Source organism: Corynebacterium sp. Marseille-Q2823, from assembly GCF_903645345.1.
GTDB classification, from domain to species: Bacteria; Actinomycetota; Actinomycetes; order Mycobacteriales; family Mycobacteriaceae; genus Corynebacterium; species Corynebacterium hiratae.
The window spans coordinates 15,948-31,299 of the sequence record NZ_CAHJXS010000005.1 but is presented as its reverse complement, the minus strand read 5'-3'; the positions used below and the strand labels follow the sequence as shown (position 1 = coordinate 31,299).

The 15,352-nt window shown below is 62.2% G+C and carries 17 protein-coding genes; 13 read left to right on the top strand and 4 right to left on the bottom strand.

Features of this window, described 5'->3' with window-relative positions; translation table 11 throughout:
* Nucleotides 1–20: 20 nt before the first annotated feature.
* From rplM to HWX44_RS07140, 4 genes are all read left to right on the top strand, one after another.
* Nucleotides 21–464: a 50S ribosomal protein L13 gene (gene rplM / locus HWX44_RS07155; protein WP_010189505.1), complete on the top strand. Its 444-nt coding sequence runs from the start codon at nucleotides 21–23 to the stop codon at nucleotides 462–464.
* Complete coding sequence (gene rpsI, locus HWX44_RS07150) at nucleotides 464–1,000, top strand: 30S ribosomal protein S9 (RefSeq protein WP_046648438.1); 537 nt, start codon at nucleotides 464–466, stop codon at nucleotides 998–1,000. Before rplM ends, rpsI begins: the two co-directional genes overlap by 1 nt.
* A 108-nt stretch (nucleotides 1,001–1,108) precedes the next feature.
* A complete protein-coding gene (locus HWX44_RS07145; protein ID WP_070545921.1) occupies nucleotides 1,109–2,527 on the top strand; it encodes a hypothetical protein in 1,419 nt (472 codons plus the stop codon).
* Between the two features lie 9 nt (nucleotides 2,528–2,536).
* Nucleotides 2,537–3,205, top strand: coding sequence for a hypothetical protein (locus HWX44_RS07140; protein ID WP_141745913.1), 669 nt, complete (start codon nucleotides 2,537–2,539; stop codon nucleotides 3,203–3,205).
* On the opposite strand, the gene HWX44_RS07135 is transcribed toward HWX44_RS07140, so the two are convergent.
* The 3 genes from HWX44_RS07135 to HWX44_RS07125 are packed head-to-tail and all read right to left on the bottom strand — an operon-like array spanning nucleotide 3,202 to nucleotide 4,978.
* Nucleotides 3,202–3,882, bottom strand: coding sequence for a hypothetical protein (locus HWX44_RS07135; RefSeq protein WP_046648435.1), 681 nt, complete (start codon nucleotides 3,880–3,882; stop codon nucleotides 3,202–3,204). The genes HWX44_RS07140 and HWX44_RS07135 overlap by 4 nt on opposite strands.
* Nucleotides 3,879–4,433, bottom strand: a complete 555-nt coding sequence (locus HWX44_RS07130; protein ID WP_175973969.1) for a hypothetical protein — start codon at nucleotides 4,431–4,433, stop codon at nucleotides 3,879–3,881. Before HWX44_RS07130 ends, HWX44_RS07135 begins: the two co-directional genes overlap by 4 nt.
* Nucleotides 4,430–4,978: a hypothetical protein gene (locus HWX44_RS07125; RefSeq protein ID WP_152691554.1), complete on the bottom strand. Its 549-nt coding sequence runs from the start codon at nucleotides 4,976–4,978 to the stop codon at nucleotides 4,430–4,432. The genes HWX44_RS07130 and HWX44_RS07125 overlap by 4 nt, the downstream gene beginning before the upstream one ends.
* 154 nt (nucleotides 4,979–5,132) lie before the next feature.
* Here HWX44_RS07125 and glmM point away from each other — a divergent pair, with 154 nt between their 5' ends.
* The 5 genes from glmM (at nucleotide 5,133) to HWX44_RS07100 (ending at nucleotide 9,251) form a co-directional block, all read left to right on the top strand.
* A complete protein-coding gene (glmM, locus tag HWX44_RS07120; protein ID WP_175973967.1) occupies nucleotides 5,133–6,476 on the top strand; it encodes a phosphoglucosamine mutase in 1,344 nt (447 codons plus the stop codon).
* Between the two features lie 141 nt (nucleotides 6,477–6,617).
* A complete protein-coding gene (locus HWX44_RS07115; protein WP_052750549.1) occupies nucleotides 6,618–6,929 on the top strand; it encodes a hypothetical protein in 312 nt (103 codons plus the stop codon).
* Nucleotides 6,929–8,656, top strand: a complete 1,728-nt coding sequence (locus tag HWX44_RS07110; RefSeq protein ID WP_175973965.1) for a zinc metalloprotease — start codon at nucleotides 6,929–6,931, stop codon at nucleotides 8,654–8,656. The genes HWX44_RS07115 and HWX44_RS07110 overlap by 1 nt, the downstream gene beginning before the upstream one ends.
* Nucleotides 8,656–8,928, top strand: coding sequence for a hypothetical protein (locus HWX44_RS07105; RefSeq protein WP_049157021.1), 273 nt, complete (start codon nucleotides 8,656–8,658; stop codon nucleotides 8,926–8,928). The genes HWX44_RS07110 and HWX44_RS07105 overlap by 1 nt, the downstream gene beginning before the upstream one ends.
* A 98-nt stretch (nucleotides 8,929–9,026) precedes the next feature.
* Nucleotides 9,027–9,251: a hypothetical protein gene (locus tag HWX44_RS07100; protein ID WP_049157023.1), complete on the top strand. Its 225-nt coding sequence runs from the start codon at nucleotides 9,027–9,029 to the stop codon at nucleotides 9,249–9,251.
* A gap of 55 nt (nucleotides 9,252–9,306) precedes the next feature.
* Here HWX44_RS07100 and HWX44_RS07095 read toward each other — a convergent pair whose 3' ends face one another.
* Entirely contained in the window at nucleotides 9,307–10,140 is an 834-nt protein-coding gene (locus HWX44_RS07095) for a dienelactone hydrolase family protein (RefSeq protein WP_070545927.1), read from the bottom strand.
* 121 nt (nucleotides 10,141–10,261) lie between these two features.
* Between HWX44_RS07095 and glmS the strand changes: the two genes are divergently transcribed.
* From glmS to HWX44_RS07075, 4 genes are read left to right on the top strand one after another with little or no spacing between them, the layout of a single operon-like run.
* A complete protein-coding gene (gene glmS / locus HWX44_RS07090; RefSeq protein WP_175973963.1) occupies nucleotides 10,262–12,133 on the top strand; it encodes a glutamine--fructose-6-phosphate transaminase (isomerizing) in 1,872 nt (623 codons plus the stop codon).
* 31 nt (nucleotides 12,134–12,164) lie between these two features.
* The gene (alr, locus tag HWX44_RS07085) at nucleotides 12,165–13,265 is read left to right on the top strand and encodes an alanine racemase (RefSeq protein WP_175973961.1); all 1,101 of its coding nucleotides are present in this window, start codon (nucleotides 12,165–12,167) and stop codon (nucleotides 13,263–13,265) included.
* On the top strand, nucleotides 13,255–13,719 hold the full coding sequence (tsaE, locus tag HWX44_RS07080; protein ID WP_046648424.1) for a tRNA (adenosine(37)-N6)-threonylcarbamoyltransferase complex ATPase subunit type 1 TsaE: 465 nt from the start codon (nucleotides 13,255–13,257) through the stop codon (nucleotides 13,717–13,719). Before alr ends, tsaE begins: the two co-directional genes overlap by 11 nt.
* A gap of 1 nt (nucleotide 13,720) precedes the next feature.
* Nucleotides 13,721–15,313, top strand: coding sequence for an aspartate:alanine exchanger family transporter (locus HWX44_RS07075; protein ID WP_175973959.1), 1,593 nt, complete (start codon nucleotides 13,721–13,723; stop codon nucleotides 15,311–15,313).
* Nucleotides 15,314–15,352: the final 39 nt, after the last annotated feature.

Below are 15,352 nucleotides of genomic sequence, written 5' to 3'. Positions count from 1 at the left end.
CAGACTTTCAAGGAGTCATTTTGTCTACTTTCCACCCGAAGAGCGGTGACATCACCCGCAAGTGGTACGTCATCGACGCTACCGACGTGGTTCTGGGCAAGCTTGCTTCCACCGTGGCTGACATGCTGCGCGGTAAGCACAAGCCCCAGTACGCACCGAACGTTGATTGCGGCGACCACATCATCATCCTGAATGCGGACAAGATCCACATTTCTTCCAACAAGCGCGAGCGCGAGATGCGCTACCGCCACTCCGGCTACCCGGGCGGCCTGAAGTCCATGACCCTTGGTCAGTCCCTGGACGCCAACCCGGTTCGCGTTATCGAGGAAGCTGTGAAGGGCATGATGCCGCACAACAAGCTTTCCAACGCCTCCATCAAGAAGCTGCACGTTTTCGTGGGCGAGGAGCACCCGTACGCCGGCCAGAAGCCGGAAACCTTTGAGTTTAAGCAGGTGGCACAGTAATGACCGAGCAGAACATCGACAACAATGTAGCCGACGCTGCCGACATCGCTGCAGCAACCGCCGCTACCGAGGAGTTCACCAACACCATCGGTGATTCCCTGGCAACCGACACCGAGGCTGAGGTTGAGACCGCTGCCCCGGCTATCCACGAGGGCCCGATTCAGACCGTTGGCCGCCGTAAGCGCGCCATCGCTCGTGTCCGCCTCGTCGCTGGTTCCGGCAACATCTCTGTCAACGGCCGTGCCTTTGACGAGTACTTCCCGAACAAGCTGCACCAGCAGGACATCCTGCAGCCGCTGACCATCCTCGAGCGCGAGGGCCAGTTTGACCTCAAGGTCACCGTCACCGGTGGTGGCCCGACCGGCCAGGCCGGCGCCCTGCGTCTGGCTATCGCCCGCGCACTGAACATCTACAACCCGGCTGACCGCCAGGCCCTGAAGAAGGCTGGCCTGCTCACCCGTGATGCTCGTGCCGTGGAGCGCAAGAAGGCTGGTCTGCACAAGGCACGTCGTGCCCCGCAGTACTCCAAGCGTTAATCTTCGCGCATACTGCATTTTCGAAAGCCGCTGCTTCCCTTTCGGGGGAGGTGGCGGCTTTCCCCGTTCGGGCAGCGCACTGGTGTGATTCTCCTTATACTAAGCGGCGTGAAAGTCATTCTTGAGAGCGCGCGGGACGCACTATCAGTCCCCTTGGACGCAGCAAAGCTGCTGTGGCGGTACCTGCCGCAGCTGATCACGGTGATTTGCCTGTCGCTGGCAGTGCGCGCGGCGGTGCTGTGGTTGGCGGTGGTCATTTCTGAGTATTCGCCGTTGGCCGCCACGCTCATCTTCCCCTTTGCGCCGCTTTCTGTGATGACCGGCGTCATCGTGTGCTTTTGGATCATGCAGCCGTCCATGGAGTTCTTTGGCGGCGAGACCCGCTTTAGCAAACTGGATAAGACCACGCTGCTGACCGTCGGTGGCCTCCTCATCCCGTTCCTTACCGTGTATTCCTCCCACGGCCTGTTGCGGGATGACGCGCGGACCTTTGTCTACGACTCCGTGACCATCGAGGTGGCCACCAGCTTTCTCGATTATGATTTCGGGCGCTCGTTCATAAACTCCGGATGGCTGTTTGCCGGGTTCCTCATCTCTATCGTGGTGCTGCGCAAACTCATTGGTGCGCTGCAGTTGGGGGAGCGCGCCTTTGGCGTGGCCACTGCGGCCGCGTACCTGGAGGTGCTGTGGATGGCCACGGCGTCGCTAAGCATCACCAGCAATTTTGAGAAGGTCCGTGTGTGGATTCTTAGCCGGCAAGGCATTGGCCCCGTATGGGACTCTATTGTCACGGCGAAGGATTGGATTGTCGCCCACACCTGGGTCATTGGTGCGGTGATTGGGTGGCTGTGGAATAACGCGGCGCAAATCGGCAACTTTATCGTCGTGCCCTTCGCATGGCTGACCCTCGGCGCGGTGGTCTACAACACGAGCCTGACCAGAGAGAAGGACAGTTCTGAGCCGGACACGTCAGGCGAGGAGGACGCGGTACCGCCCCTGCAGACGGTAGCCGATGCCCCCATCGAAGGTCCCGCCGAACGAGGAAAGCTCTCCCCGCATGCCGAGCAGAAGATGTGGGCCGATTATGGGCGTCGCTATTCGGAAGCAGCCTTCCGAACGACGCGAGACATGCTGGACAACGCCGCGCAGCCACTCGTCGGCCCCTTCCGTAATGCGTGGCGCAATTTCAAGACGCTGGCAGTCGCCGGTGCGGTCCCCATGCTGACCTTCTGCCTCGTCTTCGTCTTGGCTTCGGGCGCTGAGCTGGGCGTAATCTATGCCCTGCGTGCCATCATCAAACCGCTGGCGCTGGGGACCATCACCATTGGGCTTGAGCCTTATGTGCTGGTCCTTGCCCGAGCCGTGTACTTCCTCGTTGCGCTCCCGCTGGTGGTAGCCGCGCTGGACCGCTTCCTCAACGCTGAGTACGCCGAGGCGGAGGACGCAGATGAGAGCACCGACGAAAACCAAGGCGAAGAGCCGGACGCTGAATCTGCCGTCCCAGCGAGCCAGGCGGGAGAGAAGTAGGTGGAATCGGTGACACAGACTACTGAGCACACTCAAGCCGGTGACGTGGATCGCGCAGAAGCCACGACCGATCCTGATACCCACATCAGCGCGCGCAAGCTCAACATTCTCACCCTGGTTGTCGCGGTGGTGTTGATTGCTGGCGGGATTACGGTTGAGCAGATCAACAGGCGCGGGTCCAGCGAGGAGCTGGCGCGTCCGGACCTGCGGGAGGACCACATCGTGAACCTGCGCCCTGAGACCGCGGACGTCTTGCCGGAGGCCTTCATTGAGAAGATCGCCCTGTGTACCGAAGCACCGCTGCAATCCGAGAATGCTCTGCTAGAAGGAGCCCACGGCTATTCCTGCAAGCCGTGGCTTACCAAGGAGCAGGACGCTGAGGGGCTCATGACATTCCATAGTCCGCGGGACATTGTCATTGGGGAGGAGGCCGAAGAGATGTACAGAGCCTTGCCCGATTATCACGATGATGCCTTCCAGACGTCGACCCGTACTGTTCGCGAGGCGAATGGTTCCGCCCCGGAAGTCCTCGTCAACGAATGGGGCAAGGATGGATTCGGCGGTGGCGACATTTTCGTCTACTACCCAGAAGAGAAGGTAATGGTGTCGTGGCCGTGGAACAAGACCGATCCGGGCGCGGAGGACGTTGAGGCGGTTGTCCGCGCAGAAGGCTTCTAAGCGCCTGTGCGCAGGCGCACCTCATAAGGGGCGCCCCAGGTGACGAATAATTCGGAAGGCTCGAAATCGGCGTTGGTGACGAAGTAGTACGTCATCTCCCATTCAGCCGGCCGCGCGCTGGGCTCGGGGAGGATATTGGCATCTAGTTCGAAAGGATTGATGGCCATCGGCCCCGCAGCCCCTTCGGGTTCACAGAGGTTGGGGAAGGCGGCGGGCATATCGGTCGGCACGTCCTGCGGGGACAACACGAGGCGGACAGGTTGCTCGATCCCTTGGCCGTCACGGAGCCCGACCTCGCATCCTTCAAGTGGGCTTTCCGGATCCGCATGCCAGTCCACGGTGGCCTTGTAGAGTGCGGTGTCCCCGGGGAGCGCAGGGGGATCCATGAGGTTCTTGTCGGCATAAAGGGAGCCGAATTCGGAGGGGTCTGCCTTGTCGATGGCGGCCAGGGTGACCGTCGCCGAGCGCTGGGCGGTGTCCTGGTCTAGCTGATAATCAAAGCTGAACTCGGCGGGCTCTTGCTTGGTGGCCTCGACGGTCGAATGGACCGACAGCGGTCGGTATCCGTGCACCATGACGGAGGAGGAGGCCGCCACCATGATCGCGAGCGCCGGAAGAGTTGCTGCCCACCACCACGCCTTCGAGGCCTTCTTCGATGCTGTGTCTTGGGACGTCATGCTTTAACCTCCACGGCTGTGTGAATTTCCTTGCCCATGGGGACCGGTTGTTGGTGGAAGTCGCCGAGGAGATTCTCCACCTCTAGCGCCAGCGTGGCGGGGCCCAGCGAATGCTCTGGGAGTACAAAGAGACTGGTACAGGTCATGGGGAGGGAGACGACCTCGGCGTCGCATTGCGGTGTGGTCGTTCGGAAAACACGGCCCTCGGAGTCTTCCAGTTTCAGGCTCAGGGGGTAGGAGTGAGTGCGCTCCAGCGTGAAATCGACGGCTACTTCATACAGCTCACTGAGCTCCTCGCCCTCGGGCAGAGTACCGGTGAATTCCGCGTAGTCGCCGGACGCCAGTGGGCGAGTGTGGATGTCTACCTGGCTAATGCGGGTGTGCCCGGGTATTTCGTCGGTGTACTCAAAGTGGGAGAATTCCACCTCGCGCGGATCGGGCATCTGGTCACTAATGAAGATGCCCAGGGAGGTGATCGCTGCGGCCACGGCGATCATGGGGACCTTCTTGCGGTTGAGCAGGGGCAGGGAGGAAGATTTGCGGTGGGTCATGCCAACTCCATCTCTGCTACGGGGGTGGGGTCAAACCAGCGGTAGGACATGTCCAGGCTGGATTTGCGCACCGTCAGATCGTTGAGAACAAGCGCTGTTCCGGGGGCATCGTCGACGGTGATGTCGACGGCGAAGGGAACCCCGGGGTTGGGCCTGGTCACCGCCCCGTTCTCCAGTGAAGGCGCGATGGAGAACTGCTCAAAGGGGATAGGCTCACCATTGCGGGTAAGGCTAAACATCTGTTGGTAGTCCGTGAAGGCGATGTCTTGGGTGTTGAGGAACGTGGCGGTGACGTGGACTTGGCCGGCCTCGACGCGGGGCTTATCGACGACCACCTGGGCCTGCTGCAACTCCACCGTTTCGCCCGGAGCGATGACTGCAGGTTCTTCCGTTTCCGCGGGCTCGGTATTTCCGAGCACCAGAAATAGCGCTGCGACAACGAGTACCGCCATGTTGAACTTGGTGAGCACACCATCGGTGAGGGCTTTGAAGAGTTTCACTCCCTTCGACTCCCTCACGCGCGTCAAGCCTTTCGCATAGGACATGGTGATTATTCAAGCAGAGGACGGCCCAGCGCGCGCGTTAACTGGGGAAACTCCCCACCGGCCCTGCTCACAGGGCAGAAGGTGGGAAGAAGTCTACACAACAAGAACGAGCCGACCTGCGCCAGGCAAGGGGGAGCGGGCATAATGAACAACTATGACTCGACTTTTTGGAACCGATGGAGTTCGCGGCCTCGCGAACAAGAAGCTCACTCCCATTCTGGCTTTGCGCCTAGGGCAGGCAGCGGCGGAGGTGCTGACCTCGGACCGGGAGTCCTACGAGCGCCGACCGCTGGCGATTATTGGGCGCGACCCGCGTGTGTCGGGTGAGATGTTGGATGCGGCGATTGCCTCGGGCTTGGCCTCGCGCGGCGTCGACGTCGTGCGCGTCGGCGTGCTGCCGACCCCGGCCATCGCATTCCTCACCGATGATTTTGGAGCGGATCTCGGCGTGATGATTTCCGCCTCCCACAACCCGATGCCGGACAATGGCATCAAGTTCTTCTCCGCGGGCGGCAAGAAGCTGCCAGATGAGGTGGAAGACCGCATCCAGGCTGCCATGGACAACCTCACCGACAATGGGCCCACGGGAACCAAGATTGGCCGCATTATTTCGGAGGCCCCCGACGGCCGGGAGCGCTACCTCAAGCACCTAGCAGAGGTCGTCACCACGGATCTGAGCGGTATCAAGGTTGTCGTCGACACCGCAAACGGCGCTGCCTCCAAGGTTGCCCCGCAGGCCTATGAGGCAGCGGGCGCCGAGGTCATCGCTATTCACAACAAGCCCAATGCCTTCAACATCAACGAGGACTGCGGTTCGACCCACATTGAGAAGACTCAGGAGGCCGTCGTCGAGCACGGCGCCGATCTGGGCCTGGCCCACGACGGTGACGCTGACCGTTGCCTAGCCGTCGATGCTGAGGGCAACGTCGTTGACGGTGACCAGATCATGGCGATCCTCGCGGTGGGCATGAAGGAAGAAAACGACCTCCGCTTCAACACCCTGGTGGCCACCGTGATGTCGAACCTGGGCCTGAAACTGGCGATGCAGGAGCAGGGCATTGAGGTCAAGGAAACCGCCGTGGGCGACCGCTATGTGCTGGAGGAGCTCAACCGCGGTGACTTCTCCCTGGGCGGTGAGCAGTCCGGTCACGTGGTGCTGCCGGATGATTGCACTACTGGCGATGGCACGCTGACAGGGCTGTCCATCATGGCGCGCATGGCTAAGTCCGGCAAGACTCTCAAGGAGCTGGCCTCCGTGATGACGGTATTGCCGCAGGTGCTCATCAACGTGCCGGTGTCTGATAAGGCGGTCATCCTCAACGCACCCGAAGTCAAGGAAGCTATTGCCGCCGCCGAGGCAGAGCTTGGTGATACGGGCCGCGTCTTGCTGCGCCCCTCCGGCACAGAGGAGCTCTTCCGCGTCATGGTGGAAGCAGCTGAAAAGGAGCAGGCACGCAAGGTAGCGGGCAAGCTCGCTGCCGTCGTTGCCGCTGTCTAGTTCCACCCACATGACCGCAACCCTGGGCCATTTGGCCTGGGGTTTCTTCTTTTTCTGTGCGGTGGGGGAACCGGCGGGTGGCTTTCTCAGTCCAATAAGAGCAGGAATCACTGTTAGTTGTGGACGAGAAGGAGGGCGCACATGCCCGACGTATTTTTTGATGAGGAGGAAGCCACGCGGCTTCTCGACGACGTCATGGACCAAGCCCGCGCCCAAAGTGACGCGCACCGCGGGGACAGACCGAGCTTTGCCCCGTCTTCTGCGGGGCGGGATTTTAGCGGGCATGGGGCGCAGATTCAGGCGTTGCTGAGTCGGCTACACGAGCGCGGGGCGTGGCGCTTGGAGAACATATCGGCCACCGCGGGCGCCGCGCGTGAGCAGGTGCGGGCTTTTGGCGACGTCGACCGTGGCCTCGCTGGCCAATTCGGAAGCCAGGAAACAGGGGTGAACTGATGTCCACGATGATCAAGTCACTGCTGGGCGATTATTCACAGGTAGTCTCCCAGTTTCAGGCTGCGAGTCTTGGCGGCTACTCCGGTCCCAGCACACCGATTGATTTGTTGGGGGACATGGTAGGTTCCGTCGACGGGATCAACCCAGGAGAGCTCGTGACGCATACCGCGTCGGCGATGGGCGCGCGACGTCCACTGCGCGGCGGCAATGGTCTGCGGGATTTCCTCCTTGGCACGGTGCTGTCGCTGGCTGGGGGAGCGATCATGGATCACCTGCGCGGCGTGCAGGATGACTTTGAGAAGGAAAGGGACGAAGCCGATGATCTGGTGGAGTCCGCGCAGCAGTGCTCCGAGGCCATCGAAGACGTGGTCAGTGTTTCCGAATCTGCCGTAGCGGAGTTGATTTCTGCAGTAATTCCGCTGCTGAATATCTTGACCATGTTGCTGCAGCGGCACCCGTTGGGCAAGGCCATCGTCCCGGTTATTTCGCGCATTGGCGGTGACCTGATTGACCAGACGAATGACACCATTTCGCAAACCTGCCGGGACCGCGACACCGCCATTGAGAATTGCTACGGCGAGTTTGAAAAGCGCTGCACCGAGGTATGCGAGCGGGAGCTGCCGGAAACCCCGCCTGAGCCTGAATGCGGTGGCGAGGAGAAGCCGAAGGAGTGCCCACAACCGGATCCTGATCCCTGTGCACCGACGAAACCTGTGAGCCCCGCAGAACCAACGGCACCTGCGCAAGCCCAGCCAACGCCACCGGCGTCGGCAGAGCAGCCCCCTGCACCGCAGCAACCAGTCGAGCCGGAACCAGACAAACCGGTGGCACCGCCAGAAAAACCTGCGCCAACCCAGCCCGCAGGGGTTTCGGAAGAAGAATGCCCGCCGGCTGAAGACAAGCCTCAGCCGGCGAAACCGAACACGCCGCATACCGTGCCGACTGAGCCCGCAGCGCAAGCGCAGCCCACACCCGATTCCACCGCAACAGAAGAAGAGCACAAGCCGTGCGGGTGCCACGCGGAGAAGGAGTCGCAGCAGTCTTGTACCTGCACTGAGCAGCCGCGCGACGTGGGAACCACCACGCCGGCCGACGCCGGGATAGAGGCACCCAGCGAGGTTGACGTGCCCACCGCACCCGTGCAAGCGGAGGTGACTGACTGCCCAGAGGAGGCGGTGCAGGAAGTCGAAGAGGTCGAGGAGCCTGACGAGCCTGTAGTAGCTGAAGACTGTGAGGAAGAAAGCGGCGAGAGTCCTAACGCGGAATCCTGTGAGTGTAAGCCGGAGGAATCCTGCTGCGGAAGTCTGGGCATCCTAGGCGTAGGAGTTGCCATTCTGGGGCTTGGGCTGCTGGCTGAAGCCGCCGTGGATTTCATTGAGAATCTGCCGGAGCCTGAGCTGGAACCTGCGCCTGAGCCAGAACCAGAGCCGAAGCCGGAACCAGAGCCGGGACCACCACCGGCGCCAGAACCAGCCCCGGACAACGGAGTCACGCCACCACCGCCAGAGCTCACTAACGTTCCGGAGCCAGAAGCTCCACCGGAGAAGCTGGCGCACATGCAGGCAGCGGAAGCGCCGGCACCGGTGCCAGCCCCTGAACCGCCCCCTGAGCCAGCTCCTGGGCCGGCTCCCGGCGCGGGAGCCGCACCAGAAATGAAGCCGGAAACGGCACCGGAAGAAAGCTCAGATTCCCCATCCGTACAGGCGCGAAAGGCAGGGCAGTGGTAATGCCGCACAATGATTTCGATGAGTTCGCACGCGGATTCCGCGAGCGCACAGCCGCACGGCTGCTGGAGTTTGAGAAAGCGATGGCCAAGGCACAGGACGAGCTTGAGAAGTCCGCTCAGCGCGCGGCCCAAGCCCAAGCGCACACAAATGCGCCGCACACACATACGCCGGGGCGAAACCCAGAGTCCAGGGGCGTGCCGCATAGTCAAGCGCAGGGGCAGGGCCGGGGCCGTCCGCGCGGTCAGGTGCAGTCGGTGCTCAGGCGCAGCTGAAGCAGCAGCGAGAAACAAGTCTGGTTCCTCGCAGCCACAGGTGATACCGTGAGGTGACTGCCTACTGCACGTATCAACCAGGGTGAGGAGAATGCCGCATGACAACAGTGCCTTGGCTTCATGACGTCCTGTGGGGCGTTCTTCCCATGCTGTACCTCTTGGTGGCTTTTGTTGTGCTTGGCATTGAGATTAAATTCGACAGAGAAATGTCCCACATAAAGCTGTGGACGGCCGCTCAGTTGCTTCTGCCGGGCATTGCACTTATTGCCTGGTATTTTCTTGAAGTCCCTAAGCTAAAACAACTAAAGCAGGACGACAACTGATCGTCCGGCTGTAGTTAGGAAAAGCCGCGCTGTGAAGCGCTCTTTCGTTGGAGCTTTATTTGCTGTGCTCAAAGCCGGCGCGTTGAGCCAGGTCCTCGCCGGTGAAGCTCTCAACGCCCTTCGCGGAGGCATCGGCATCCGCAAAGCCGTCATACTTGGATTCGCCAGCCAGGGTGGAAAGGAAGAAGCCGGTCACAAGGCCGCGGGCGGTCTCGACTGCGGAGCCCTGGAAGAAGCCGGAACCGAGCGCCAACTTGAAGAACTTATCCTCGCTGAAACCGGACTGCGTGCCCTTGGCAATCTCCCGGTAGGCCACCGGTCCGCCCCACGCGTTGGCCAGCTTTGCGGGGTTGCCGGCGCGGAAGATGTCATCCTGGCCCGCGCCGATAACGAGGCCGCGTGCCTTGACGGAGCGGGCAGCTTGAACGGCGGATGGTGAGGTATCAGCAGGGTAGAGGGCTGCGACGGCGCGGACCTTCGGGTTATCCACGGCAGCCAAGGTGGCTACGCCGCCTCCCATGCCGTGGCCGAAAACGCCCAGCTTGGAAGCGGACACCGAAATCTTGCCAGCGCCCAGCCTAACGCCAGCGGCAATCTGCAGGGCCGATTCGAGGTCAGCAGCCAAGTTGCGGTGCTTGGCAAAGACACCAGTCTCCGTATCGGGAGCAACCACCACGATGCCCCAGCTGGCCAGGTGGCGGAGGGTGGCGTGGTAGTCCTTGATGCTCTTCGTCCAGTCGTGAGCAAACGCCACGGCGGGCAGGCCCTTGCCTTCAGCAGGGGTGTAGACCTTGCCTTCTAGCCCTGCATAAGACAGGTCCCCAACGAGGACGCGGTGCGGGCCGCGCTTGGACAACGTACCGAGATGCTTCTTCAAATTCGCAGACACGCTTTACAGAATAGAGGAAAGCGTAGACAAAGAGGTGGACATGTACCAGATAGGTGGGGGAAGGTTTTAAGCACGATCCTTGCGATTCGGCACGTTAAATCATGCTGTAAAATTCCGTTCCATGTGTGGAATCGTTGGATACATTGGCCATAACACCGATGGTCGTGAGTACTTTGCCCTCGACGTTGTGCTGGAGGGCCTGCGCCGATTGGAGTATCGCGGCTATGACTCAGCAGGCGTCGCAATGTACGCCGATGGGGAGATCTCCTGGCGCAAAAAGGCTGGAAAGGTCGCTGCGCTGGAAGCCGAAATCGCTGCGCGCCCACTCAAGGATTCCGTCCTGGGCATCGGGCACACCCGCTGGGCTACTCACGGTGGTCCAACCGATCTGAACGCCCACCCGCACGTCGTGGACGGCGGCAAGCTCGCCGTCGTACACAACGGCATCATCGAGAACTTCGCCGAGCTTAAGAGCGAGCTGGAGGCCAAGGGCCACAACTTTGTGTCCGAGACCGATACTGAGGTTGCCGCCACCCTTCTAGCAGATGTTTTCCACAACGAGGCCCACGGCGACCTCACCAAGGCCATGCAGTTGACCGGCAAGCGCCTGGAAGGTGCGTTCACCCTCTTGGCTATTCATGCCGAGCAGGCAGACCGCATCGTGGCTGCGCGCCGCGATTCGCCGCTGGTCATCGGCTTGGGTGAGGGGGAGAACTTCCTCGGCTCGGATGTTTCCGGCTTCATCGACTACACCAAGTCCGCCGTGGAGATGGACAACGACCAGGTCGTGACCATCACCGCGGATGACATCGAGATCACCGACTACGACGGCAACCCCGCCCAGGGCAAGCCCTTCGAGATCAAATGGGACGCCGCTGCTGCCGAAAAGGGCGGCTTCAACTCCTTCATGGAGAAGGAAATCCACGACCAGCCAGCAGCCGTGCGCGATACGCTGCTCGGCCGCCTCGATGAGACCGGCAACCTGGTCCTCGATGAGATCCGCATCGAGGAGTCGGTGCTCAAGTCTATCGACAAGATCATCGTCATCGCCTGCGGCACCGCCGCTTATGCCGGCCACGTCGCGCGCTACGCCATCGAGCACTGGTGCCGCATCCCGTGTGAGGTGGAGCTGGCCCACGAGTTCCGCTACCGCGATCCCATCGTCAACGAGAAGACCCTGGTCGTGGCCCTCTCCCAATCGGGCGAGACCATGGATACCCTCATGGCAGTGCGCCACGCCCGCCAGCAGGGCGCCAAGGTGATTGCTATTTGCAACACCCAGGGTTCCTCCATTCCGCGCGAGTCCGACGCCGCCCTCTACACCCACGCCGGCCCGGAGATCGCCGTGGCCTCCACCAAGGCCTTCCTGGCGCAGATCACCGCGACCTATCTACTGGGCCTATACCTAGCACGCCTGCGCGGCAACATGTTCTCCGATGAGGTCAATTCCGTCCTGGATGACCTGCGTGCGATGCCGGATAAGGTCCAGGCAGTCATCGACAACGAAAAGCAGGTCTACGATCTGGCCACTGCCATGGAGAACGCTAAGTCGGTGCTCTTCTTGGGCCGCCACGTCGGTTTCCCGGTCGCACTGGAGGGCGCGCTCAAGCTCAAGGAGATTGCCTACCTGCACGCGGAGGGCTTCGCCGCCGGCGAGCTCAAGCACGGCCCGATCGCGCTCATCGAGGAGGGCCAGCCGGTCTTCGTCATCGTGCCTTCCCCGCGCGGCCGCGATTCCCTGCACGCCAAGGTTGTCTCCAACATCCAGGAGATCCGCGCCCGCGGCGCTATCACCATCGTCATCGCGGAAGAGGGCGACGAGGCGGTCGAGGCCTACGCCAACCACATCATCCGCATCCCGCAGGCGCCGACGCTGATGCAGCCGCTGCTGGCTACCGTTCCGCTGCAGATTTTCGCCTGCGGTGTGGCCACCGCCAAGGGCTATGACGTGGACCAGCCGCGTAACCTTGCGAAGTCGGTGACCGTCGAATAGCGCTGAGCCCTCAAGTGGCACAATGGTGGGTATGTTAAAAACCACCGTTGACCTCAACGCTATTGCCCACAATGTTGCTCGCGTGAAGGAGGCGGTGGCCCCGGCCCGCCTCATGTGCGTGGTCAAGGCGGACGCGTACGGGCACGGTGCGCAGCGCTGCGCACCGGTCATGGCGAAGGCGGGGGCAGACGCCTTCGGGGTGGCCACGCTCGTCGAGGCCGTGGAGTTGCGAGGCGTCATCGAGGACCTTCCCATCGCCGCGTGGCTGTGGGAGCCAACGGAGGACCTCGCCCCAGCCCTTGCCGCTGGTATTCAGATCGGCATCCCATCTTTGATGCACGCACGAGCCCTCATCGAGGCTGCCGAAGCGCCCACCGAAGCCTTCGTGATGGTGGAAACGGGGATGCACCGGTCGGGCGTCGACAAGCATGCGTGGCAGGAGACCTTCCGCCTGCTTGCCGACGCCCCCCACATCACCGTCCTAGGCCTCATGTCCCACTTTGCCTGTGCGGACGAGCCGGAGCACCCGCACAATGATCATCAGGAGGCGGAATTCCGCCAGGCCCTAGCGCTTGCACGCGAGGTGGGGCTGGAGTGCCCGCTGAACCACCTGGCCAATTCGCCGGCGGCATTGACTCGCCCCTCAGCACGTTTTGAACAAGTGCGCGCCGGTGTGGCCCTGTACGGGCTTGAACCGGTGGCCGGGCTCGACCATGGGCTGGAACCAGCCATGACGTGGGAGGCTTCCGTTGTTGCTGTGAAGCCGATTTCGGCGGGGGAGTCCACATGCTATGGCCTGACCTGGACCGCGGATAGTGACCGCGAGCTCGCCACCGTCAGCGTGGGTTATGCCGACGGGCTGCCGCGCGCCTTTCAGGGGGCGCTGCAGGTAGGCATTGGTGGCGAGTTGTACCAGCAGGTGGGGCGGGTCTGCATGGACCAGATCGTCGTCGACCTCGGCGCGAACCCTCATGGCGTGCGCGCCGGGGACACTGCCGTTATCTTTGGGCGCGGCGGTATGAGCGCTACAGAATTGGCCGCGGCCGCTGGCACCATCAACTATGAAGTGGTGTGCCGCCCCACCGGGCGCACCACGCGCACCTATTGTGAAGGAGCTAACGATGCGCAGTGATTTTCCGCACGAAGGGCGCCGTGTGGCTGCCACCCCGGAGGATGCCCAGGCCTTCGGCGAAGAGCTGGGCGCGACGCTGGAAGCAGGGGACTTGGTGATCCTCGACGGCCCCTTAGGTGCCGGGAAAACCACCTTTACGCAGGGCATTGCCCGCGGGATGCAGGTGAAGGGGCGGGTGACGTCGCCGACCTTCGTCATCGCGCGCGAGCACCCTTCCCGCGTGGGCGGGCCGACGTTGGTGCACGTGGATGCCTACCGCTTGCTCGATCATTCGGATGATCCGTTGGGGGAGCTGGACAGTCTAGACTTGGACACCGAAATCGAGGACGCCGTGGTCGTTGCCGAGTGGGGTGGGGGCTTCATGGAGCGCCTGTCCGATGCGTACCTCGCCATCACAATCAACCGCGACTCGGACGATGACGTCCGCGTCTTTACATGGAAATGGGTGAACTAACGTGCTGGCTTTTCTTGCCGAACAGCCCCTGCTAACGCTCTTTCTGATCATGGCGGTGGGACTGGCCGTGGGCAAGATCAATGTCTTCGGCATTTCGCTCGGCGCCGCCGCGGCGATGTTCGTGGCCTTGGGCTTGTCCGCGGCGAACCCGGACATCGTGGTCCCCGCCTTTATTTATCAGTTTGGCCTGGCCATCTTCGTCTACGTTATCGGCCTGAATTTTGGCCGCAGCTTCTTCGAAGATTTCCGCCGGCGCGGTTGGAAGATGTCCATGGTGGTCATCGTCTTCTTCTTCCTGCTCGCGGGGCTGGCAACCCTAGCGATGCGCCTCTTTGATCTGGACCCCGCGATCAGCGTGGGCACGCTGGCAGGTTCGCTGAGCTCGACGCCCGGTATGGCCGCGGTCGTCGAGGCCCTGGGCGGCGATAGCACCCCGGTGGTGGGCTATTCCTTGGCCTACCCTGGCTGCATTATCGGAACCATTTTGGTGGCCGCCATCGGCGCGAAGGCGCTGCGCGTGAATCACGTTGAGGACGCCCGCGCCGAGGGCATGATTGCGGAGCCGCTGGAGTGGCGGGCGGTGCGCCTGACCCGCGACTTTGACGCAACGGTAGGGGAGCTGCAGGAGGTGACTGGCGAGCGCGTCATCGCTACCCGCCACGTCAACAATCCCCACAACCACAACCTGGCCTACCCGGAGCTGCCGCTGCGCGCCGGCATGGAGCTCTTGCTCAACGGCACGGCACCAGCGCTCGATAGTGCGATTTCCCAGCTGGGTGAGGAGATCCACCTCAACCTCCACGAGGAAGATGGCCTGGTCTACCGCCGCCTGACCGTGTCCAGCCCACGTGTTGCGGGCTATCAGCTCAAGGACTTGGACACTGTCAAGGAAGGCTTCCTCATCGCGCGCGTGCGCCGCGGTGACTCCGACGTCGTGCCGAACGAGGAAACCGTCCTGCACTACTCGGACCGTGTGCGCGTCATCACCGCGCCGGGCAGGCTTGACGACGTCCGCCGTTTCCTCGGCGACTCCGAAGCCAAACTCGGCAACGTCGATCTCTTCCCCTTTGCCCTCGGCCTCTTCATTGGTCTGCTCTTCGGTGCTATCCCGATTCCGCTGCCAGGCGGCACGACGCTGTCCTTCGGCTTCGGTGGCGGCCCCATCGTCGTCGGCCTCATCCTGGGCGCGCTGGGGCGCTCGGGCCCGATTAACTGGCAGCTTCCTTTCCACGCCAAGCAGACTATCTCCACGCTGGGCTTGACCTTGTTCCTGGCGGGCGTGGGAACGTCGGCTGGCGGCCAGTTCCGCGACGCCTTGTCGGATCCGACCTCCCTGAAGTATATGGGCGTGGGTATTGTGCTGTCGCTGGTCTCCGCCATCGGCATCGTCGCGGTATCCATGCTGGTGCTGCGCCTGAAGTTTGATGAGTCGATGGGCATCGCCGCAGGCATGACCACGAACCCGGCGATCATGGCCTACCTCAACCCCCAGACCGGCACCCAGCTGGCAGAGCGCGGCTATGCCACCGTGTACCCCACGGCGATGATCGGCAAGATCCTCATGTGTCAGGTCCTTGCCCTGTTGATCGTCTGATCCTTTTCTCGGCACCGGAAGGGCCGGTCAGGGTCGCTG